This window comes from Saccharomonospora glauca K62 (genome assembly GCF_000243395.2).
Taxonomy (GTDB): domain Bacteria; phylum Actinomycetota; class Actinomycetes; order Mycobacteriales; family Pseudonocardiaceae; genus Saccharomonospora; species Saccharomonospora glauca.
Genome location: NZ_CM001484.1, coordinates 1,133,796 through 1,155,487, shown reverse-complemented (window position 1 = coordinate 1,155,487; position 21,692 = coordinate 1,133,796). Strand labels below are relative to the sequence as shown.

Genomic DNA, 21,692 nt, shown 5'->3' with positions numbered 1-21,692 from the left:
GATGCCTCCTCGCCCGATCCTTCTAACGCATGGGACTCTAGCCGAGACCCGGGACAGCGGCGTCACCGCCTTCCCCGGCATACTTGCGAATTACGACTCAGGCTTTGACTGACAAAGGGTGTGTGAAACGGCGTGTGCGGCCTGCTTGGACTGGTCTGTGGCAGTGAGGACGACGCGGCGAACGCGCGGGACGCCGTGGGGCGGGCCCTCCGCTGCCAGCGGCATCGCGGCCCCGACGAGACCGACACCTGGGCCAACGGCGAGATCGTCTACGGCTTCAACCGGCTCGCGATCATCGACCTCGAACACTCCCACCAGCCACTGACCTGGGGACCCGAGGAAAACCCGACTCGGTACACCATCAATTTCAACGGTGAGATTTACAACTACCTCGAACTGCGCGAGGAGTTGGCGAAAGAACACGGTGCGAAGTTCGCCACAGAGGGCGACACCGAGGCCATCGTGGCCGCCTACCACTACCTCGGCACCGCGGCCGTGGGGCGGCTCCGCGGCATGTTCGCGTTCCTGATCTGGGACTCCGAGCGCAAGGTCCTCTTCGGCGCGCGCGACCCCTTCGGGATCAAGCCGCTGTACTACGCCTCGGGCCCGAACGGCGTCGCCTTCGCGAGTGAGAAGAAGAGCCTGCTGGAGCTCACCGACACCCTGGGCATCGCGCAGGAGCTCGACCGCACCGCGTTGCAGCACTACCTGACCCTGCAGTACGTGCCCGAACCGGAGTCGCTGCACCAGAACATCCGCCGAATCGAGTCCGGCACCTCCTTCACGGTCTCCCCCGGCGGCGAGCTGAAGATCGAGCGCTACTTCTCCCCCGAGTTCCGGGCGCAGCCGGTGTCGAGCCCCTACGGGGTGGCGACCCTGCACGAGAAGATCGCCGAGGTGCTGCGCGACTCGGTGGCCAAGCACATGCGCGCCGACGTCACGGTGGGCTCGTTCCTGTCGGGCGGTATCGACTCGACCGCCATCGCCGCGCTGGCGAAGGAGCACAACCCGAACCTGATCACGTTCACCACCGGCTTCGAGCGCGAGGGCTACTCCGAAGTGGACGTCGCGGCCGAGTCCGCCGCCGCCATCGGGGTCAAACACGTGGTCCGCACCGTCTCCGCCGAGGAGATGATGGACACCCTGCCCCTGATCGTGTGGTACCTCGACGACCCGGTGGCCGACCCGGCCCTCGTGCCGCTGTGGTTCATCGCACGCGAGGCGCGCAAGTACGTGAAGGTCGTGCTGTCGGGCGAGGGTTCCGACGAGCTGTTCGGCGGCTACACCATCTACCGGGAGCCGCTGTCGCTGGCGCCGTTCGAGAAGGTCCCCGGTAGGGTGCGCAAGCTCATCGGCAAGGCGTCCACCCTGATCCCCGAGGGCACGCGGGGCAAGGACCTGCTCCGCCGCGGCGCGCTGTCGTTGGAGGAGCGCTACTACGGCAACGCCCGGCTGTTCCGCGACGACCAGTTGAGGCCCATCCTGCGGACGTTCCGCGACGGCATCGGCCACCGAGACGTCACCGCCCCCTGGTACGAGCTGTCCCGAGGCTGGGACCCGGTCGCGCGCATGCAGCACGTCGATTTGTTCACCTGGCTGCGGGGCGACATCCTGGTGAAGGCCGACAAGGTGACGATGGCCAACTCGCTGGAACTGCGAGTGCCGTTCCTGGACGCCGAAGTATTCCGGGTGGCCTCCACCATCCCGCTCGACCAGAAGATCACCAAGGAGACCACCAAGTTCGCGCTGCGGCGGGCCTTGGACGGCATCGTGCCCGCGCACGTGCTCAACCGGCGCAAGCTCGGCTTCCCGGTGCCGATCCGGCACTGGCTGCGCGCCGAGATGTACGACTGGGCGCGGGGCATCATCAGCGACTCGAAGACCGACGACCTGCTCGACAAGCGCGCCATCCTGGCGATGTTGCAGGAACACCGCGACGGCACGCTGGACCACAGCAGGCGGCTGTGGGCGCTGCTGGTGTTCATGCTGTGGCACGGCATCTTCGTCGAGCACCGCATCAAGCCCGAGGTGCCCGAACCGCAGTACCCGGTGAAGCTGTGACGCGACGTCGTGGCGGGCGTCAGTCGGCGTCCGCCACGACGGGCCGTCCTCGGCGTCGAGGCCGGATGTCGTGCCACCGGTGGAAGATGTCGTCCGGGTCGTACTCGCCCTTGAGCTCGGCCAGACGTTGGTAGTTCCGCTCGCCGTAGCCCGCGACCACCCGGTCATGACCTTCGTCACCGATGAAGTTGAGATACGTGTCACCGGTTCCCCACGGACGGACGTCGGCGCACAGCCCACGCGACCACGCCCTCACGCGTTCGTCGTCGGCGGGGTCGAGGTACACGCCGAACGGATGCACCGCCCACGCCGCGTCGCGGTCGAAGCCGGGCCAGTCGCGTCCCCCGGCGATCGCGCCGCCCCAGGGGAACAGCAACTGCTGCGACGCCGACGGCACGGGCATCTCCGTGGCTCGCGCGCAGAACCGGTCGAGTGCCTCGTCGGGCAGCTTTCGAAGGTTCTCGTCGGACCAGTAGTTCCGCTGACCGGGCGGATCGTCGAGCATGCCCTGGAACTCCGCGTACGGAACCTCGGTGACGAGCTCGCCCCGAGGCTCGGCAGCCAGCAGTGGCGCGACGAACTCCCGTAGCTCCTCGACCGGCCCGGTGTAGGTCACCAGGACCGCGCAGCACAACGTGTCCACCAACTCCGGCGGGACGGGGTCGTCCGGCGCGGCCGTGTGGTAGAGCAGCCCGCCCCCGGCGGCGTCGGGAGCGTCGGTGAGCAGGTCGCGGTAGAGCGAGGCCACGGCACGACCGTCCTCCGCCGGCCACACGAGGAGCGCGACGCAGAACTCCGGAAGCTGATGCAGGGCGAACGTCAACGACGTCGCCACCCCGAAGTTGCCTCCGCCGCCGTGCAGGCCCCAGAACAGCTCGGGGTAGTGCTCGTCGTCCACGCTTAAGCGTCTGCCGTCCGCCGTGAGGAGGTCCACCGAGAGCAGGTTGTCGCACGCCAGCCCGAAGCGGCGCTCCAACCAGCCGGAGCCGCCGCCGAGAGTGAGACCCGCGACACCCGTGGTGGATACCCGGCCTCCCGTGGTGGCGAGGTGGTACGGCTGGGTGGCGCGGTCGAGGTCGGCCCACGTCGCGCCTCCCCCGACGGTGACGGTGCCCCGGTCAGCGTCCACGGTGACGTGGTTCATCGGGCGCAGGTCCACCACCAGACCGCCCTCGACCAGGCTGGCTCCGGCCACGCTGTGCCCGCCGCCGCGCACCGCCACCTCCAGGCCGTGATCGGCCGCGAAGCCCAGCGCCGCCGTGACGTCGTCGGGAGTCGCGCACCGGGCGATCACCGCCGGGCGCGCGGTGAGCATGGCGTTGAACACGGCCCTGACGTCCTCGTACCCGAGGTCCTCAGGCGTCAGAGCGGTCCCGGTGAGAGCGGCGCGCAGGGCGCGCACGTCCCCTTTGTCCAAGGGGTGCAACGTCGCGGACATCGTGCCTCCTCCCCTGAGGAAGGGAGAAGTCGCGGGCACGGCGCGGGTGTTACACCAGAGCGGGAGTCAGGGCCCGTTCGACCTCGGCGGCGGCCTCGTCGCCGTAGGTCTCGCGCATCCGCCGCATCGCGTCGGCGAGGTCGAACGTCCACTCCTGGGTGCCGACGGTCTCCAGCACGCCCACGGCCACGAGGCACCCGAGCTGCGCCGACCGCTCCAGCGACAGGCCGTGGTACCTGCCCGCGAGGAAACCGGCCCGGAACGCGTCACCCACACCCGTGGGATCGGCCGTCGTCCGCGCGGGCACTGCGGGCACGTGCACGCGCTCGCCGTGGGAGTCCACGATGTCGACGCCGTCGGCGCCCCTGGTGGTCACCCGCAGCCCGACGCGGGCGAGGACGTCGTCCTCGGTCCAGGCGGTCTTGCGCAGCAGCAGTTCCCACTCGTAGTCGTTGCTGAACAAATACGTCGCCCCGGCGATGAATTGCCGGGTCTGTTCGCCGTCCATCCTGGCAAGCTGCTGCGACGGGTCGGCGGCGAAGGTGTAGCCGCGCTGGCGGCACTCCTCGGCGTGCCGCAGCATGGCCTCGGGGTCGTCCGGGCTGATGAGCACCAGGTCGAGCCCGCCGAGTCGCTCGGCCACGGGAGCCAGTTCGATCTCACGGGCCTCGGCCATCGCACCCGCGTAGAACGTCGCGATCTGGCAGAGGTCGTCGTCGGTGGTGCACACGAAACGGGCGGTGTGCGCGATCTCCGAGACGTGCACGCCGGAGGTGTCGACACCGTGCCGCCGCAGCCACGAACCGTAGTCGGCGAAGTCCGCGCCGACCGCTCCGACGAGCACCGGGTTCACCCCGAGGACGCCGAGGCCGAAAGCGATGTTGGCTCCCACTCCCCCGCGCCGGACCACGAGATCGTCGGCGAGGAAGCTGAGCGACACCCGGTGTAACTGCTCGGCGACGAACTGGTCGGCGAAGCGACCGGGGAAGTGCATGAGGTGGTCGGTCGCGATGCTGCCGCAGACCGCGATGCGGGACACAGGTGAATTCACGACGGTGGATTCTGCCGTACCCGGACACGGCGCTCCCGGGGCCTTCCGACGGTGGCCGAAAGACTCCGGGAGCGATGTGGTCGGTGCCGGGTCAGCCCCGACGACGACTCAGTGGAAGGAGTCGCCGCAGGCGCAGGAGCCACCGGCGTTCGGGTTGTCGATCGTGAAGCCCTGCTTCTCGATCGTGTCGACGAAGTCGATCTCGGCGCCGTCCACGTAGGGGGCGCTCATCCGGTCGACGGCCACCCGCAAGCCGTTGAACTCACGGAACAGGTCGCCGTCCAGGGTGCGCTCGTCGAAGAAGAGCTGGTAGCGCAAACCGGCACAGCCACCGGGCTGCACGGCGATGCGCAGGTGCATGTCGTCCCGGCCCTCTTGTTCGAGCAGCGCCTTCGCCTTGGCGGCGGCGGCCTCGGTCAGGGTGACGCCGTGTGTGGCCTCACCGGCGTCGGCGGAAGGGTTGCCGGTCTGCTCAGCGGTCGTCATGACTCTCCCTCACGGTCTTGGTTCAGGCGGGTATCCGCTCCAACACACCGGACACCCGTTCTGTTCCCACAGTTCATGGTGTCACATTCGCCGACCGGATGAACATGCTGAGTGTGGGCTGCAATACCCTGGCAGGGTGAGGTTCCTGCGTCGTTCGACCACCAAAGAAGCCGGCACCGCCGACGAGACCGCCGCCAAGTCCGGCACGGCCGTATCGGATGCCGACTCCTCGGCCGAGGCCCGTCGCAAGGGCTACACACCGGGCAAGGGGCGGCCCACACCCAAGCGCCGGGAGGCCGAGGGCAAGCGACGCGGTCCCGTCGCGCCCCCGCCCCGCACCACGCGGGAGGCCATCCGCCGCAGCCGCGAGCTGCGGAAACAGAATCCGATCAGCAAGGAGGAGCGGCGCGCGGCGGCCCGCGAACGACGCGAGCGCATGCTGGCGGGCGACGAGCGCTACCTGCTCCCCAGGGACCGCGGGCCCGTCAAGGCGTACGTGCGGGACCTCGTCGACTCGCGCCGCAACGTGCTGGGGCTGTTCATGCCCCTGGCCATCGTGGTGTTCATCACCCTGCTGATCCCGATCTTCGTGGTGCAGCAGTACGCGACGTTGCTCACCACCGTGATGCTGCTCGGCATGATCATCGAGGGCTTCCTCAACGGCAGGCGCATCACCAAGCAGGTGCGCGCGAAGTTCCCGAAGGAGAACATCCGCGGCGCCTCCATCGGGTGGTACGCGTTCGTGCGCGCGAGCCAGTTGCGCAAGCTGAGGGTGCCGAAGCCCCGCGTGCAGCCCGGCGACAAGGTCGACTGACCCCCTCCGGCGTGTCCGCAGGCTACGCACGTGTGTCCGCACTTCGTGCACACGTGTCCGCAGCTCACGTACGCGAGCCCGTGTCACACAGCGGAGGTATGTGACCACAACCTGCGGACACGATGACGCAACCTGCGGACACGCGTACGAGAACTGCGGACACGCGTACGAGAACTGCGGACACGGTGACACCAAGTCGTTAGCTTTGCGAAGAAACTGAACGTTAGGCTTGCGGCATGGAGTTTCGTCGTCTCGGCCGCAGTGGCCTCTCCGTCAGTGAAATTTCGTACGGCAACTGGCTCACCCACGGCTCCCAGGTGGAGGAGGAGCAGGCCCACGCCTGCATCAAGGCCGCTCTCGACGCGGGCATCACCACGTTCGACACCGCTGAGGTGTCAAGTTGAGTACGCTCTAGTGCATGTCACAACTTCGCATCGTTGGTCGTATCCGCCTGAGCCGGGACACCGACGCCAGCACCAGTGTGGAACGCCAGCGCGAGGCCATCGAGGGGTGGGCCAAGATGCATGACGGCCAGATAGTCGGGTGGGCTACTGACGTTGACGTATCGGGTGCCGTGAGCCCGCTAGAGGCCCCGGAACTGTCCCAGTGGCTACAGCAGCCCGAGAGCTGGGATGTCCTCGTAGCGGCAGCCCTCGACCGCCTCGGACGTACTCTGTTCGGACTGAATGACCTGTTCGCATGGGCAAACGAGAACAAGAAGGTTATCGCCACCATCCGGGAGTCCATCAACTTAGACACCTGGTCTGGTCGCATGGTTGCCTCAGTCCTCGCCGGAGTCGCAGAGGGCGAACTAGAGGCCATCAAGGCCCGCACGAAGGCCAGCAGAGCAAAGCTGGTCGAACTAGGCCGCTGGCATGGCGGGGCACTCCCCTACGGCTACCGATCGGTGAAGGCTCCCGACGGTGACGGATACCGCCTAGAGCCCGACCCGGAGCAAGCGGCCATCGTCCGCGAGATATTCGAGCGGGTAGCGGACAACTGGGCAGTGAACAAGATTGTCCGTGACCTCAATGACCGTGGTGTGAAACCTCCCCGCAAGGGCTCTGCTCAATGGAACGGGTTAACCATCAAGCGGATGGTTTCCGGGACTTCCATCCTAGGTCAGCAAAAGCATCACGGGAAACTAGTTCTAGGCCCGGATGGCATGCCTGTGCAATTCGGTGAGCCGCTGGTCTCTGACGACCTTTACCGGACGGCTAACGCGGTCCTCGCCAGCAACAAAGTACCTCGGAAGCGAAGCAATCCGTCCGGGCTACTTCTCAACGTGGTTTACTGCTGGGAGTGCTACGTCACCAGGGAAGAGCTTTCGCCGCTCTATCTGAACGTCCAGCATCGACCTAACCGGAAGAGGCAAGAGTACCGCTATTGGCGTTGCCGGGAGGTAGTCACATCGTCCGGAAAATGCACCATGCGAAGCCTTCCCGCCGACGAGCTTGAGGAAATGTTTCGTGAGGACTTCCTGGGAAAGATCGGACACACCGAAGTCACAGAGTCCGTCTGGGTTCCAGGGACCGACACCGCCGATGAACTGGAGAAGGTCAATCGGGCGATCTCTCGGGTTCGAAAGGAAGCCGACTCAGGACTATATGACGATGATGAGGAAGGCTACCTAGAGCGCCTGAAGAGGCTTACCGACCGTAGACGTGAGCTGGAATCCCTGCCGTCAACTGAGGGGCACTGGGAAGATCGGCCCACCGGGGAAACATACCGGGAAGCATGGGACCGGATGGATACCGACGAGCGACGGCACCTTATCCAGAAGACAAGGCTTCGAGGGTTTGCTAAACCTAACCCGCTGACACTCATGACGGTAATGAGTCCTCCTAGGTTTCGCGAGGCCCTCCCCGGTTGGACACACGTCCAGGAACAGGGGGTATTCCGCACACACCCTGACGGGACACGTGAACAATTACCGGATGATTTCTTCCTGAAGAATCTTGGACGATGACGAAAAGGGTCTTACTACTGTGAAGACCCCGGTGGTGACCAGCGGATCCCCGGCCTCCGCGGGCAGACGGGCAGGGCTAGCGGCGACCTGCCCGAAACCTGCCCCGGTGTGTCAGCAGGCCGTTACGCTAGGCTTCCGTTGGCCTACGACGTGATGGGGAGCACTGGGGCATGACAGACAACACGGGTGACACGGCAGCCACGGGCGGCAACATCTGGGACAAGCTGACGTTTGCCGTCAAGGGCGACAAGGGCACTGCGACGGCAGACGGCTGGGTTACCGAGTCAGCCGGACCCGTCGGGGGCTTCCTGATAGACCTAGAGACCGCCGAAGGTCTGGTCCGGCAATCTGACTGGATCGTGGAGCGACTGCAAGAGACGGCACAAATCGCCCGCGACCTTGTGAACATTCAGCCACCGGCTGAAGACCCCGGAAGCATGCACTTCACTGAGGTAGCCCGGCAGGCGAACCAGCTTGGCGCTGACAACGTTCAGCAGCAGTGGGAGCACGCGCGGGCGATTGCCAAGAACCTACGGAAGGCATTGAACGTCTACAAGGAGACCGACGAGCAAGCCGGTACGGACGTGAAGAACGCCGGGGGCGGCGACGGAGGGGGGCTGTTCAACTGATGAAGCGTGTACTCACGGTGTTGGCGGTCGGTTCACTGGCGGTACTGGCCACGGCCTGTTCTACCGAGGACGGCCAAGCTGAGCCACAGGACGCCGCTAGCTCTGTTCCGTCCTCTGCTGCCGCCAGTAGCCAGGCAGCCTCGGACCTTCCGCACAGTGGTGCGCCAGCCGTAGACAACCCTCTTCCCCGATCGGTGTTGTCTGGTGACCCGTGCCAAGCGCTGACACCGGAACAGGTCAAGGCAGCCCTTGGAGATAATGCGTCCACCGGTAAGCGGCAGAACATTGACGGACTCGGCCCACGGTGCGACTGGAACAACACCGACGCGCTCGCATCGTTTGCTGTGACCTTCCAAACCGAGCCGGGTGAAGGGCTTAGCGCGACTTACGCAAACGCTAAACCGCAAATGCCCGTGTTTAACGAGGTCGGACCGATCGAAGGCTTCCCCGCCGTCGTGTACAAGAAGAGCGACACAGACCCGATGTGTACGACGATGGTCGGTCTCAGCGATGAGTATGCAATATCGGTGACGGGCACTCTCGGAGTTGACGCAGAGGAAAAAGGCAAGGACTCCTGTGAACCGGTGCAGCAGGTTGCTAGCTGGGTGGTTGCCAACCTGAAAGCTCAGTCTTAGGCCGTTGACTACGGGCGAAAGGTAGGCCGGTGAGCGACAGCCGACCATGGTTCATCGTCGCCGATGAGCCGGACGCTGACACTGACCCTCTGATCGCAGGCTTTCGGAAGGCTGCGAAAGCGTGGGGCGTGCGGCCACATCCCGACCGGGTGGCGGAACTGGCCGACACGCTCGAGACCCTGCGCCCGCACATGCCCGAGGACATGTTCTCCGTGTTGACCTCTGCCAAGATCCGTACTCTCCATCTCCAGGCCATCTATGCCTACGCTGGCGAACCACTAAAGATCATCGGCGATCGTGGGGTTGTAGAGGTGGACTGGAACCCACTGGACGAGACGTAGATCTACGAGCGTTCTAGCGGCTGCCCGTAGTGGTGGTTCGCCACGGCCGCCCGGATAGCCCGGAGGTAGTCCCGTGGGTGGCCTCCGTACCTCTCGGCATATGTGTTGGCCATGTCGGCAACGTAGACGTAGGTCAGGTCGTCTGTGTCGGCTTCCGGGTCTTGGAGAAGCTCACGCCGGTAAATCATGGTTCTCGGGAAGTCGGTATCCCAGAGGCCCGGATAGACCTTCCGCTCAGTCTGTCGGGGCTTCTTGCGGGGGCCTGCCATTAGCTACCCTTCCGCTTGTCCCAGCGGGCTCTAGCCGCCTTCCTCGCCCGCTCTGATCGGGCGAGGGACACCTCATCGTCGTCTTCGGCGGCCTCCTCGGGCAGACCCAGGCGCTTGAGGAGGCTGCTGAGAAGCGCCCTCTGCTGCCGCAGTTCGGCGACCAGCGGAGCGATCACCGCTTGCCCCATGCTGCCCTTCGCGATCAGCGGCTGGCCTCGCTGAGCCTCAGACAGCTCGTGGATCACGTCCATCGTGTCGAGGATGGTGTCGAGGAGCGCTGAGGAGTCCGGGTCGAGCAGGTATTCCTGGTGAACCTTGGCCTCGAACTGGGCTGCCCGTGGTGATCTGTTGGTCATCTTGTTGCCTTCTTTCGTTCGTAGTTCAAGGCCGCACTTAGTGCACTTGCGCACGGGGATCTCCTGATGCTCAGCATGCTCAGATCGGCATGGGTGGCTGAAAACCCGCAGGTCATCGGGTGTATTCGAGGAAAAATGGCGAAAAAGTTTCGCATGCAGAAGGTAAACGGGCTAGACAACCGGGCGAGGCCGGACATGTGGGGGGAGGGGACCTAGGCCCACCGATAGCCCCCGACCAGCGATAATGCCTCAAGCGATCACAGGAACGAGAAGCGAACTACGATCGCAAACGAATCTGATTGGCTTTCTTTCGATAATCTTTCATTCGTTCTTTGTGAAAGCTCGTGAGTGCATCAGATAACTCAACAAGAGCAACGTAAACATCAGTACTCGTGTCCTCATTCGAATACTCGGAGAACCACGAGACAACCACTCGACAAGCAGTCGAGCAACAGTTGCCTTGTGTTCCTGGTCTGACCGTACGTGGACAGCCTTCACGGGCACACGGTGTACGCTTCATACTCTCTCGATTCTCCTTGGATGTCCACGGGGTGATTCTCCGTGAACCATTCATAGGCTGAGCCTCCCTGAGTGGATACAGAAAAGGCCCCGGCTCCCCTAAGCCGGGGGTTTCTCCGGGGCCTATTGGATGCAGGTCAGCCCCTCAGCTCCCACTCAGTGGCCTTCACTCGGACCAACGGGGGGTTTGGCCGACCGGGCTCCCTCTCGCCCGGCTTGGTACCAGCAGCAGCAATCGCCAGGATCTCCGAGACAACCGGCAAGGTCACCTCACCGCCAACGATTCCGACCTGACCTTTTCGAGGAATCCGGGGCATGTGGAGACGAAGCCCAGCCGCCTCCAGCGGGTCCAAAAGGTTCTTGATCGCCTGAGCTGCCTCCTCGGCATCCGCTACCTTCCGCATGTCCTCCGGAGTGGTCGGGGGGTTCCACACAAGGCGCTCATCGAGAGTCTCGGCAGCCTTCTCTAGGTTACTCAGAGACTTCGCCAGGGTCTTCTTCAACTGCTCCTGGTGCTTCTTCTTGTCGTAGGCAGCGAGGACGAGATCCTCCGCCCTCTTCCGAAGATGACCCCTGATCCGGTTTTCCAACTTCATCGTCTCGTTGGTTTGGGCAAGGATGGCCATAGCGATAACACCGAGGTCACCGGGTTTCTCGGCTACCTCGTCCAGCGTAGGGTTAGCGGACAGATAGAAGCTCTCGGCCTTCATAAAGGCCTCGTCGGCCTCCTTCGGCTTAAGCCCGTTGTCCTCTACCCACTGCCGACGGATTTCCTTCATGAGGTCCGCGCGAGTCCACTCCTGGTATCCGGTGAAGGAGGGGTTGAGCTCGTGGTTTTCGTACATCGGATATTCCTTTCGAATGTGATGGTTAGCGGTTGCTGTCGGTAGGGTCAAAGGACCCCGACCGAATGCCGAATACACGCCGGTACTCGGCAAGGTTTGTGTAGACCTCGTGGTCTGGTGTGTGGATCTCGCCGGGCTGAATGACTCGCCAGCCCTCGGGTATGTCGGGGTGGTTACCTGTGCGTCCCGCCCGTGCTGTTCGGCACTCAGGGCACACTAGCCACCTCGGGGGCTTCATCGTGCTACCTCGGGACGGGCGACAATGAAACCGATACGGTGTAGTTGCCACTCGTTCGACGGGATAAACCCCGACTGTGCACACTCGGCGAACCACATAAGCGCATCAATATGTTGCTGCGCTTCACCGGCTGACTTGAACTGTCGCCACCCGTTGTGCGCCGTCGTGGCAAGCTTCACCGCTCGTTTAACCACATCTGCCTTAGGTGATGCGTACTGCCTCCGCTCAGGATCGTTATCACGGACCTTAGGTAACACCGGCGGACTGTCAGTAGGGGCACCTCTTTTAGTTCGGTTGACTTGTCTGCACGGTCCACACCGAACGAACTTCGGGGCGGATGGTTGGAACGGCTTACGGCACTGCTTACACGGGATGGATCGAAGCACGGTGAAACCTCGTTTTTTGGTAGGTATGACCTGCGGAAACGATGACAAAAAACAACGAACCGGTATGGCGGCCCGAGTAGACCGCATTAATGGCCGTTGACCAGGTGATTTGTCAGAAATAGCTCCGGGAGATTGCACGGCCCGTCATCGCCGTCATCGGTCACCGTCCCGGGACACGAGGTACTCCGTGATCGCCTTCCTAATCACCTGTGCCCGTGTCATGTCCTGCTGACGGGCATACCGGTCAACGCGGGCTTTCAAAGTCGGCCGCAAAGAGAACGAGATCTGCGTAAATCGTTCGTCGTCATCAAGTTCAAACATCGTCAGACACTCCATATCCAGTCAGAAGGCAAATAAAGAGACCCCGCCAGCCAGTGAAGGCTGACGGGGTTATCCGGTTGACGGCGCCCAACCGTCATCGCCGTTGGCGGCTTATCCGAGGCCGCCCAAATAGTCCTTCAGGTCTCGGTCGCCCCAAGCCCCGAGGAACTAGCGGAACTATGGTCCCCCTTGATACGTCTGTGGTGGTCCCTGCTGGTTCACGAGAACCAGCAGGGGTATCCAACCATCGACATCCACTAAGAAGATCGGCTTAGCTAACCATCACGGCCGCCTGTGACCCGTGTTAGTTAATGATCGATCATCTTTTCAACCACCGGTGGCGTTCCGGTGGAAGCATAAGAAGAACCCCAGTCGGCCAAGGAGGAGGAAACCGACTGGGGTCCATACCCGCGCTACAACCGGTTGACGGGAAGCGCTCATCAACGGGAGCAGCGGAAGCGCAAGCGGGCTCAGCCTGTAGATGGTGGTTCTGGTGGCGCCACTCTTGAACCCGCTCTCACTCGTATAGAGAGTAGCGGGGGGACACTGTAATCAACGAATTACTAGCTGTCATCGTTCACTATTCGTTGCCACTGTGCCCACGTCAACGGTTCCTCTCCCCGAGACCGTCGCCCAGCGTTGACAGTCTTCTCCAACCACTCCCGTTGCCTCTCCCGCTGACTACGCTTCTTATCCCGCTCGCGGGATGCCCGGTCCAACTCTCGCCGTAGTCGGCCGCAGGGGCCGCAGTAGACAGGCCAGCGACCTTCACGGATACCGCTGGGCTTCATACGTCGCCTTGTCGTCACCAGAGCATTACAGGTGTCTCCCTCAGTGCCGGGGCACCGACCGTAGAAGACCTTCATCCCGCCGAAAGCGATGACACATCCCGTCCTAGTCGTCCACGTTCGGAAGTGGTTCGGGTTCTTCCTCCACCAGGCTTCTTGTGGGGTTTCTGGTTTGTGGTTCTTAGTCTCCTCGTGGACCAATATGGCTTCACGGTCTGCCTTGCGTGCCCGTGGTGTGAATGTCATGAGTTTCCCTCCTTGAAAGTACGTCTGAGCCGCTGCGATCTCCGGCTTACGCGGGTCGCCGTTCATGGCAACCAGGTAGCAGGCGTACCGGGTGAGCCGGCAGTCCGTCTGGGGCCGCCCGATACCTTTTTGCCGGAGCTGGCAAAAATGCTGGTCAGGGTGGTGTCCCGCGTTGTATGCCGCCGACCCCGCGCGGGTCAGGGCGTCATCGAACCGTCGCCACTGCTCATAGCCCAGCAGCGGCATAAGGTCTCTTGCCGACCAGAACTCTCCCTGGTCGTCCACCTGCCGGATGCTGTCGAACGGGCTTCCCTCCGGCGTGCTCGACGGGCGCCATCTCGTCCCGAGAAGGCACAAGACCAGCCGGAGCCTTAGGCCCCTTGTCGGGAAGCAGCGCCCACACGTGGTACTTGGTCTCGTTCATCAAAACTCCGATTCAAGGTCAGCCAGTGCAGCACAGGCCGCCACAAAGGCGCGATTAGGATTACTTCCGAACCCGATATCTTGAAGAGCCTCGGCCAGACGGGTAATGGCTGCCCCGACGTTTCCGGGGTAGTCCTTGGACTTCGCGCCGTTGGCCAACTGAAGAGCCGTTTGCACTCGACGGTTACGGAGGTCGACCCTGCCTTTGACATCAAGGGCTGATTCCGTGCTCCCCTCTTTGGCCTTCTTAGGCTTCGGGGGGTTGGCCTCCCGGTAGTAGTACGTCCACGCCTTCTGGTCGGGAAGCTCTACGTCTTCTCCGGGCTCCAACTCGTCACGAGCAGGCACAAGGCCAGCCGTAGCCATGGCGTCCCAGGTACGGAGGTACTTTTGAACCGTATTCCGGGATACGCCTGACAACTCGGAGAACTCGCGCTCACTGGTCTTAACTGGCTCATTTTGAGCCAGTCTCGGACCCCCAGTGCCCGGCTCCACACATCTAGCGATCAACATCGCCGTATACGGCTTAGCCTTCTTGTAGAGCGTCCCGGCAAGCTCTGCGTCCGTCTGCCAGGTCATGCGGCTACAGCCTCCTTAATACGATTCGTCTTCCACTTCTCAAGTCGACGTAGATGACATGTCCAACACTTGCGAGGACCACGCCAACCACGCCTAGTTTTCTCAGTCCCGCATCTACTACAGGTTTTCAAGGTCAACTGTGATTACCTCCGTTGAACAGGTCGAATAGGGCTGACGACACATTCCCATTTGCCTTCACTAGGCCCAGCGTTCTTCTTGGCCCACTGCTGGAGTCCGATATCGTGTGCTCTACGTTCCCGGACCACCCGATCCGCTGCCCGAGACGCCCAGTCGGTTACCCCGTATTCCTCAGCAATCTCATCTAGGCGTTCAGTGCCTGCATCAGAGTGTCCGTACGTGATCGGCTTACCGGGGTGGCTGACCAATAGGCCGTGATCGACCAGGCGGGAAAGGTTCCTCCGGGCGGTCTTCACGTGACAACCTAGGTTGTCGGCTACCTCGTCTGCTGTGACAGTCACCGTCAGGTCATCGGGCATGCTCTCGTAGATCAACCCAGCGGTACGCCCGAGAGCATTCGGAAGGAACGCAGGGTGCCAGTGACCAGGCGTAGGGACAAACGGGACCACATTAACTGGGGAGGACCCCTCTACGGGTTTAATGTGGTCCTCTTTGTTCCCTATCGATCCCCACTGGAGGTTCAGTTCCCACGTCCGGGCATTCATCGGTCCTCCACTACCCGCCACGGGGGAGCACAGACCAGCTTCCCGAAGCCGTCCCAGGGCTTTATGAGCCGTGGTCTTACCGACGCCTGCCCGGATAGCTAGATCTCTCTCGTTGGCGTCTAGGTGCCATACGCCAACTTCGTAAGCCCACGAAATCAGGGCGAGTGCTACGGCTCGATCCGTACCGCCCGTACGCCCGGTCCACTTGCGGTTGATAACCCGTTCACGGAGGGCTTCTAGCTGATCCCGAACTGTGAGCCTTCCAGAATGTGACCAGGCGGCCTCTTTGTCAACTAGGAGGATTTCGTCCTCTGTCAGCCCTGCATCAATCGCGAAGCGGATGAAGGTTTTACGAAGGATTTCCCGCGTACCCCGCGATGCGGGTTTTTCTAGGAGGTCTAGGGCTTCATCGGGAAGGACTGCGTATAGCTCATGGAGTGTTCTGGGCACCGGTAGTGTTCTCCATCTGGAGGGCGCGCCTGGAAGCACGCTTGGACTGATTCAATCGACGATTACGGCTTGCGCGGTTCTGGTACAAGGATTTACACGTCGGGCAGATCACCCGTCCATTAATTTCCTCTGTCGGGTGTCCGTTAACGCAGCGATCCATTAGCCAGCCTCCGCCCGACACAGGTGAGCCTTCGTCGACCCCGGGCAGTTGTCGTAGATGCGGTATACGATGCAGTCGTCATAAGTCATCTTCCCGCTTCCTCGGCAGCCATCGGCCAACCACCGTTTAATCTCGATCGGGAAGGGCACATGCAGGTCACCGGTGATAACAAGAACGTAATCAGGGCCTTCCGGGTAACCGGCTACGGTGATGTTCTCGTCATCCCAGTGAATCTCCACTGCGGGATATCCGGGGAGTGTTCTGCGTTCTGTGGTGGTCATCGACGGTCCTCCTTGAAACCAACGGTGCGGAGAACTTCCGGTGCGTTAAGGGCCACGTACTCGGCTTCCAGAGCCGGGACGTGGCCTTCCCCGTCTCCGGTGAGGAGCGTTACGGAGAGCTGGTTAGTGATATCGAGCATTTTGCTAAACCACCGGGCCTGCTCCTTGGCGGTGTACGCCAGTTCGTACGTGTCTGCGAGCTGGTGAAGCGTGGACGCGTGTTGATCCACGGTCTTCGCCAGTTCACCGATCCACGTGAATAGCTGTCCCCGGGTCCACTCATCAGGCTGGTTCTCCGCCAGCCCGTAGGAAAGCGATGCGATCCGGCTAACCGCTGCTGCCTGCTTGCGGATCGACAACTCGTGTTCCTGCGCTGCCGTGAGGTTGTGTTCCTGCATGTTCGTCTCCTCCTTGGCTGTCTCTAGCGGGCGCATCCCGCTGACATCACTAGTAGAACCCGGATACCGCCGACGTCTACGCGAACACCGTGGCCGAGTCCGTGCTCGGACGCGGTCTGGCGGGTCAGCGCAGGGAAAGCCTGGAGATCTTCACCAAGGTCTTCTGGCCCACCGGCCCCAAGGGCCCGAACGACAAGGGCCTCGGCCGCAAGCACATCATGGAGTCGGCCCACGCTTCGCTGAAGCGCCTCGGCACCGACTACATCGACCTGTACCAGGCCCACCGCTTCGACCACACGGTGCCGCTCGAGGAGACCATGACGGCGTTCGCCGACCTGGTGCGGCAGGGCAAGGTGCTCTACATCGGAGTCTCGGAATGGAGTGCCGAGCAGATCGCACGGGGTGCCGCGCTGGCGCGGGAGCTGAAGATCCCGTTCATCTCCAACCAGCCGCAGTACAACATGCTGTGGCGGGTCATCGAGGAACAGGTCGTCCCGACCTGCGAACGTGAGGGTCTGAGCCAGATCGTGTGGTCGCCCATCGCGCAGGGCGTGCTCACGGGCAAGTACAAGCCGGGCCAGCCGCTGCCCGCCGGTTCCCGCGCCACCGACGAGAAGGGCGGCGCGCAGATGGTGCAGCGCTACCTGCGCGACGAGGTGCTCACGCGCGTGCAGAAGCTGCAGCCGCTGGCGGAGCAGGCCGGACTCACCATGGCGCAGCTCGCGGTGGCGTGGGTGCTCCAGAACGACAACGTCGCCTCGGCCATCATCGGCGCCTCGCGTCCCGAGCAGGTGCAGGAGAACGTGAAGGCCTCGGGGGTCAAGCTCGACGACGACCTCATGCGGGCCATCGACGAGGTGCTCGGCGACGTCGTGGAGCGGGATCCCGGCCTGACCAAGAGCCCGGTCCTCTGAGGACCGGATCCGTCCGAGGGGTCGTGAGTGGACGCCCGCCGGCGGCTCACGCCCCCTCGGCGAGCACCCGTCCGGCGATCACCAGGTCGTGCGGATAGGTGACCTTGATGTTGCGTTCCTCCCCCGGTACCCAGCGCACCGGAAGCTCGGAGAACCGCTCCATGCACGAAGCCGTGTCGGTTCCGACGAACCCCTCGGCCTCGGCCCGCTCGTAGGCGGCCAGCAGCGGAGCCGCGCGGAAACCCTGTGGGGTCTGGGCCCGCACCAACGTGTCCGTTCCCGGCGTGGTCACCGCGTCGCCCGTACCGTCGGCGAGCGCCACGATGTCGTCGGCGCGCAGTCCCGGTAGCGCACCACCGTGTTCCCGTGCCACCCGCAGCACCTCGGCGATCAGGGTGGTGCTCACCAGCGGGCGCGCCCCGTCGTGCAGCAGCACCGTGTCGATCGCGCCCGTCTCGATGCGCTCGCGGAGGTGACGCAACGCGGCGAGTTCGGACTCCTGCCGCGTCCGCCCACCGTGGACGACCTCGACCTCGGCGTCGACCTCGTGGCGCAGCACGTCCTCAACGAATTCCGCGTCCACCGGCCTGGTCACCAGGACCAGGGTGGCGATGCCGGGAGTCCGTGCGAAGGCGTTCAGCGACCACGACACGACACTGCGGCCCGCCACGGGCAGATAGACCTTGTTGGTCGCGGCTCCCACACGCGTCCCCGCGCCACTGGCCAGAACGACACCGGCCGCACCCGATGCTCCGCGCTCACCCACCCGCCCGATCCTAGAGCGACCTTCCACACCGGCCACACGGCCGTGCCGCGCCGGACATCCGTCGTCCGGTGCGTCACACCCCGGTACGGTAGGCACCGTGCCCATCGAGTTCGCCGAGGTTTCCCGTCCCGACGACCTGCCGCGCACGAGGAGCCGTCGCCCCTTCGGCACGCTCGACACGCTCGGCGACTGGCTCGCCGCGTGCCAGGGACGTACCTCCCCGACTCCTCCGCGTCGCACGCGGATCGTGGTGTTCGCCGCGGATCACGGCATCGCCGCCAAGGGCGTGTCCGCCCGCTCCCCCGAAGCCACGCGGAAACTCGTCGCGGAACTTCGCGACGGAGGCACTCCGCTCGGGATTCTCGCGGGCGAGACCGGTAGCGGAGTGCGGGTCGTCGACGTCGCCGTCGACAACGACGACACCGGGGAGTTCAAGATCCGCCGTGGGTCGGGGTCCATCGACTCCGAGGACGCGCTGACGAGCGACGAGACCGAGCGGGCCGTTCGGGTGGGTATGCGCATCGCCGACGCCGAGGTGGACGAGGGAGCCGACCTGCTCGTCCCGGCCGAACTCGGTGTGGGGACCACCACCCCGGCGGCGACGGTGGTGGCGGCACTCACCGGTACCGAACCCGTCGCCGTCGTCGGTCGCGGTTCGGGCATCGACGACAACGCCTGGATGCGCAAGGCCGCCGCCATCCGCGACGCCCTGCGCAGGGCGCGGCCGGTGGTCACCGAGCCGTTGGAACTGCTGCGCACGGTGGGCGGCGCCGACCTCGCCGCCCTCACCGGATTCCTCGCGCAGGCCGCCGTGCGCCGCACCCCGGTGCTGCTCGACGGGCTCACCGTGTGCGCAGCGGCCATGCTCGCCGAGGAACTCGCCCCCGGAGCGTGCTCGTGGTGGCTGGCGACGCACCGGACGACCGAACAGGCCCACGCCCTGGCACTGGAGCACCTCGGGCTCACGCCGCTGGTGGATTTCGGTATCGCGGAGGGAGCGGGCACGGGAACCGCCGCCCTGCTGCCGTTGCTCTCGATGGCCGCCCGGCTGCGCTCGGCGTCCGGCGAGGAGTCGAGCGAACGCCGCTGAAACGCCGAGCGCCGGAATTCAGAAGACCCAGAATTCATAGGGTCGAGGTCCGCCGCGCCGCGATCGTCACGGCACGGCGGACCTCGATTCGAAACGTCAGTTCAGCGGGACCATCCACCCGTGGGGGTCGGGACGGGTGCCCTCCTGGATACCGGTGAGTTCCTCGCGCAGCTTCATGGTGATCTCGCCGGGTGAGCCGTCACCGATCGTGAACTCTCCACCGGCGTGCTTGACGCGGCCGACCGGCGTGATCACGGCGGCCGTACCGCACGCGAACACCTCGGTGAGTTCCCCGGAGCCCGCGGCCTTCTCCCACTCGTCGGTGGTGATCCGGCGCTCCTCCACCCGGTAGCCGAAGTCCGAGGCGAGCCGTAGCAGCGAGTCGCGCGTGACGCCGGGCAGCAGCGACCCGCTCAGTTCGGGCGTCACCACGCGGGCGTCCGAACCCGAGCCGAACACGAAGAACAGGTTCATGCCGCCCATCTCCTCGACGTAGCGGCGTTCGTTCGCGTCGAGCCACACCACCTGGTCGCAACCCTGCTCCACCGCCTGCGCCTGCGCCACGAAGGACGCCGCGTAGTTACCGGCGCACTTGGCCTCGCCCGTGCCGCCGGGAGCGGCCCGCACGTACTCGGTGGACAGCCAGACGCTCACCGGCTTCACGCCACCCGCGAAGTACGACCCCGCGGGAGAGGCGATGAGCAGGTACAGGTAGCTGGACGACGGGCTGTTGACACCGAGCCCGGCCTCCGTCGCAATGAGGAAGGGCCGCAGGTAGAGCGAGTCGCCCCGGCGCGTCGGCACCCACCGCTCGTCCGCAGCGATCAGCTCCCGGATCGAGCCGAGGAACAGCTCGTCGGGCAGCTCCGGCATCGCCAGCCTGCGCGCCGAGCGGCGGAACCGGGCGGCGTTGACGTCGGGGCGGAACGCCTTCACCGTGCCGTCGGGCTGCCGGTAGGCCTTGAGCCCCTCGAAGATCGCCTGGCCGTAGTGCAGCACCGCGGTAGCGGGGTCGAGCGACACCGGCTCGTACGCCCGCAGCTCGGCGTCGTGCCAACCCGTGCCCTTCGTCCACTTCACCGTGACCATGTGGTCGGTGAAGTGCACCCCGAATCCCGGCTTCGCCAGTACCTCAGCTACCCGCTCCGCCGAGGCCGGACGGGTACTGGGACTGTGGCGGAAAGGGATCGTGGTCGTCATGGCCGCCAGCATATCTTCCGTCGGCCACAACACCAGTGCCCGCGCGGCTCTACGATGTTCGCGTGACCTCACAGCCGCAGCCCTCGCCCGAGCACAGCCCCGACTACAACAGCGTCTCCGCAGGCGCCGCCTCGGACGCGAAGGCGTTCTTCGCCGCCGCGCTGCTCACCTTCGCGAGCGGCATGGTCGTCCTGATCGGCTTCATCATGGCCGGGGGATTCGGCGTCCTCCTCGGCATCGTGGGGGTGATCTTCGGGCTCGTGTGGTGGAAGGAGCGCTACGGCAGGATGCTGCCCCGCGACCTGTCGGCCGGGGCGCTGATAGCCCTCACCGTCGGCTCATTCCTGATGTTCTTCCTCGCCGCCGGGATGGCGGCCTGAGGTCCGTTCCCCCCGGTCCCGCCGGACGAGCCGGTGTGCCACGTCGGCCAGTGTCACCACCCCGGCCAGCTGGGCGGCGAGCACCGGGCCGAGCACGGCCGCCGCGACACAGGCCGCCGCGACGGCGCCCACGGCGAGCCCGCTCCAGCCCGTCCGTCCGGTGATCCGCTCCCCCGTCTTCCTGAGACGGCCCACGTACCGCAACGCACCGAGACCTCCGACGACCACGGCGATCACGACGAGCATCGTGACGAGCGCCGAGGCGTCGGCGGCGACGAGCACGTCCCGCAGAGACGTCGGGGACAGCCCGAACCGGATCGGCCCGACCTGGTGGAGGGCCGCGGCCAGCACCACCGACGAGGTCATCACCCCGGCCACGAGGCGCGCCGCGCGGAGGTCGGAGAACAGGGGCAGCACCAGCACGACGGCCACGAGCGGGCCGAACGCACTCGGCGGCTCGGCCGACGTCCACGTCGGGGTCGCGGGCGCGATCGCCACGCACACGGCCGCGAACGCGGCGGCGAGCCCGAGTCCCACCGCCACGGCCCAGCGGGGCATGCGCTCGGGCAGGCTCGCCCCGAGCGCGTCGGCAACGGAGGCGACGAGGGGCACGGCGAGCGCCACGACCGCGTAACCGACGTTCACCGCACTCACCGAGGTCGCGCCCGGCACGAGATACGCCGCGGGGACGGTGGCGCACAACACGAGCAGACACCACTGCCGGGCCGTGGTCAACACGGCCCCGGCCCGGCCCCGAGGCACGCTCGGCGCTCCCGCGGCCCACGCGAGGACACCGGCCAGCGGCAACGCGGCGAGAACCCACCAACCGGCCGACGAGGCGGCCACGGCGAGGACGGTGAACAGTCCCGCGGCGAGTGCCATCGTGCGACCTACCTCCACGTGAGTACCGGTGTCGCCAATAGCATGGCGGGTGAGATCGACGGGTGGGCGCGTCGCCCCGACCGGGAGGCGCCGC

21 protein-coding genes and 2 pseudogenes are annotated in these 21,692 nt (G+C 64.8%); 10 read left to right on the top strand and 13 right to left on the bottom strand.

Translation table 11 applies throughout. The features are described from left to right. Positions 1-132: 132 nt before the first annotated feature. A complete protein-coding gene (gene asnB, locus SACGLDRAFT_RS05530; RefSeq protein WP_005462515.1) occupies positions 133-2,061 on the top strand; it encodes an asparagine synthase (glutamine-hydrolyzing) in 1,929 nt (642 codons plus the stop codon). A 19-nt stretch (positions 2,062-2,080) separates the two neighbouring features. On the opposite strand, the gene SACGLDRAFT_RS05525 is transcribed toward asnB, so the two are convergent. The 3 genes from SACGLDRAFT_RS05525 to SACGLDRAFT_RS05515 form a co-directional block, all read right to left on the bottom strand. After that, complete coding sequence (locus SACGLDRAFT_RS05525) at positions 2,081-3,499, bottom strand: FAD-binding oxidoreductase (RefSeq protein ID WP_005462514.1); 1,419 nt, start codon at positions 3,497-3,499, stop codon at positions 2,081-2,083. A 49-nt stretch (positions 3,500-3,548) separates the two neighbouring features. After that, positions 3,549-4,493: a carbohydrate kinase family protein gene (locus SACGLDRAFT_RS05520; RefSeq protein ID WP_040919627.1), complete on the bottom strand. Its 945-nt coding sequence runs from the start codon at positions 4,491-4,493 to the stop codon at positions 3,549-3,551. 165 nt (positions 4,494-4,658) lie between these two features. Continuing rightward, positions 4,659-5,036, bottom strand: coding sequence for a HesB/IscA family protein (locus tag SACGLDRAFT_RS05515; RefSeq protein ID WP_005462512.1), 378 nt, complete (start codon positions 5,034-5,036; stop codon positions 4,659-4,661). A gap of 136 nt (positions 5,037-5,172) precedes the next feature. On the opposite strand from SACGLDRAFT_RS05515, the gene SACGLDRAFT_RS05510 reads away from it, so the two are divergent. The 6 genes and pseudogenes from SACGLDRAFT_RS05510 (at position 5,173) to SACGLDRAFT_RS05500 (ending at position 9,424) form a co-directional block, all read left to right on the top strand. Beyond that, positions 5,173-5,850: a DUF3043 domain-containing protein gene (locus SACGLDRAFT_RS05510; protein ID WP_005462510.1), complete on the top strand. Its 678-nt coding sequence runs from the start codon at positions 5,173-5,175 to the stop codon at positions 5,848-5,850. 236 nt (positions 5,851-6,086) lie between these two features. Next, positions 6,087-6,245, top strand: a pseudogene (locus SACGLDRAFT_RS22260) (aldo/keto reductase); the annotation flags it as partial. Positions 6,246-6,268: 23 nt separating this feature from the next. After that, the gene (locus SACGLDRAFT_RS21790) at positions 6,269-7,819 is read left to right on the top strand and encodes a recombinase family protein (protein ID WP_005462508.1); all 1,551 of its coding nucleotides are present in this window, start codon (positions 6,269-6,271) and stop codon (positions 7,817-7,819) included. A gap of 170 nt (positions 7,820-7,989) precedes the next feature. Continuing rightward, positions 7,990-8,448, top strand: coding sequence for a type VII secretion target (locus SACGLDRAFT_RS05505; protein ID WP_005462507.1), 459 nt, complete (start codon positions 7,990-7,992; stop codon positions 8,446-8,448). Beyond that, complete coding sequence (locus tag SACGLDRAFT_RS21785; RefSeq protein WP_083852935.1) at positions 8,448-9,083, top strand: DUF3558 domain-containing protein; 636 nt, start codon at positions 8,448-8,450, stop codon at positions 9,081-9,083. Before SACGLDRAFT_RS05505 ends, SACGLDRAFT_RS21785 begins: the two co-directional genes overlap by 1 nt. Positions 9,084-9,112: 29 nt before the next feature. Then, entirely contained in the window at positions 9,113-9,424 is a 312-nt protein-coding gene (locus tag SACGLDRAFT_RS05500) for a hypothetical protein (RefSeq protein WP_005462506.1), read from the top strand. A 268-nt stretch (positions 9,425-9,692) separates the two neighbouring features. On the opposite strand, the gene SACGLDRAFT_RS05490 is transcribed toward SACGLDRAFT_RS05500, so the two are convergent. From SACGLDRAFT_RS05490 to SACGLDRAFT_RS05465, 7 genes are all read right to left on the bottom strand, one after another. Continuing rightward, complete coding sequence (locus SACGLDRAFT_RS05490; RefSeq protein ID WP_051036175.1) at positions 9,693-10,049, bottom strand: hypothetical protein; 357 nt, start codon at positions 10,047-10,049, stop codon at positions 9,693-9,695. A gap of 656 nt (positions 10,050-10,705) precedes the next feature. Beyond that, positions 10,706-11,413 (bottom strand): hypothetical protein, encoded by a 708-nt coding sequence (locus SACGLDRAFT_RS05485; protein WP_005462502.1) that lies wholly within the window; start codon positions 11,411-11,413, stop codon positions 10,706-10,708. A 777-nt stretch (positions 11,414-12,190) separates the two neighbouring features. Then, entirely contained in the window at positions 12,191-12,358 is a 168-nt protein-coding gene (locus SACGLDRAFT_RS23050) for a ribbon-helix-helix protein, CopG family (RefSeq protein WP_005462501.1), read from the bottom strand. A 563-nt stretch (positions 12,359-12,921) separates the two neighbouring features. After that, positions 12,922-13,677 (bottom strand): BRO family protein, encoded by a 756-nt coding sequence (locus SACGLDRAFT_RS23045; protein WP_198283528.1) that lies wholly within the window; start codon positions 13,675-13,677, stop codon positions 12,922-12,924. Positions 13,678-13,815: 138 nt separating this feature from the next. Then, a complete protein-coding gene (locus SACGLDRAFT_RS22250; protein WP_157608765.1) occupies positions 13,816-14,394 on the bottom strand; it encodes a hypothetical protein in 579 nt (192 codons plus the stop codon). Between the two features lie 1,292 nt (positions 14,395-15,686). Then, entirely contained in the window at positions 15,687-15,968 is a 282-nt protein-coding gene (locus tag SACGLDRAFT_RS05470; RefSeq protein WP_005462496.1) for a hypothetical protein, read from the bottom strand. Next, positions 15,965-16,366: a hypothetical protein gene (locus tag SACGLDRAFT_RS05465; protein ID WP_005462492.1), complete on the bottom strand. Its 402-nt coding sequence runs from the start codon at positions 16,364-16,366 to the stop codon at positions 15,965-15,967. Before SACGLDRAFT_RS05465 ends, SACGLDRAFT_RS05470 begins: the two co-directional genes overlap by 4 nt. 62 nt (positions 16,367-16,428) lie before the next feature. On the opposite strand from SACGLDRAFT_RS05465, the pseudogene SACGLDRAFT_RS05460 reads away from it, so the two are divergent. Next, positions 16,429-17,280: pseudogene (locus tag SACGLDRAFT_RS05460) on the top strand (aldo/keto reductase family protein); the annotation flags it as partial. A gap of 46 nt (positions 17,281-17,326) precedes the next feature. Here SACGLDRAFT_RS05460 and SACGLDRAFT_RS05455 read toward each other — a convergent pair. Further along, positions 17,327-18,046, bottom strand: a complete 720-nt coding sequence (locus SACGLDRAFT_RS05455; protein ID WP_005462472.1) for an IspD/TarI family cytidylyltransferase — start codon at positions 18,044-18,046, stop codon at positions 17,327-17,329. A gap of 97 nt (positions 18,047-18,143) precedes the next feature. Between SACGLDRAFT_RS05455 and SACGLDRAFT_RS05450 the strand changes: the two genes are divergently transcribed. Then, the gene (locus SACGLDRAFT_RS05450) at positions 18,144-19,136 is read left to right on the top strand and encodes a nicotinate-nucleotide--dimethylbenzimidazole phosphoribosyltransferase (protein WP_005462469.1); all 993 of its coding nucleotides are present in this window, start codon (positions 18,144-18,146) and stop codon (positions 19,134-19,136) included. Positions 19,137-19,232: 96 nt separating this feature from the next. On the opposite strand, the gene SACGLDRAFT_RS05445 is transcribed toward SACGLDRAFT_RS05450, so the two are convergent. Next, complete coding sequence (locus SACGLDRAFT_RS05445; protein ID WP_040919616.1) at positions 19,233-20,336, bottom strand: branched-chain amino acid aminotransferase; 1,104 nt, start codon at positions 20,334-20,336, stop codon at positions 19,233-19,235. A 62-nt stretch (positions 20,337-20,398) separates the two neighbouring features. Between SACGLDRAFT_RS05445 and SACGLDRAFT_RS05440 the strand changes: the two genes are divergently transcribed. Continuing rightward, positions 20,399-20,716, top strand: a complete 318-nt coding sequence (locus SACGLDRAFT_RS05440) for a hypothetical protein (protein WP_040918602.1) — start codon at positions 20,399-20,401, stop codon at positions 20,714-20,716. On the opposite strand, the gene SACGLDRAFT_RS05435 is transcribed toward SACGLDRAFT_RS05440, so the two are convergent. Further along, a complete protein-coding gene (locus SACGLDRAFT_RS05435; RefSeq protein WP_005462463.1) occupies positions 20,675-21,598 on the bottom strand; it encodes a hypothetical protein in 924 nt (307 codons plus the stop codon). The two genes, SACGLDRAFT_RS05440 and SACGLDRAFT_RS05435, sit on opposite strands and share 42 nt — an antisense overlap. Positions 21,599-21,692: the final 94 nt, after the last annotated feature.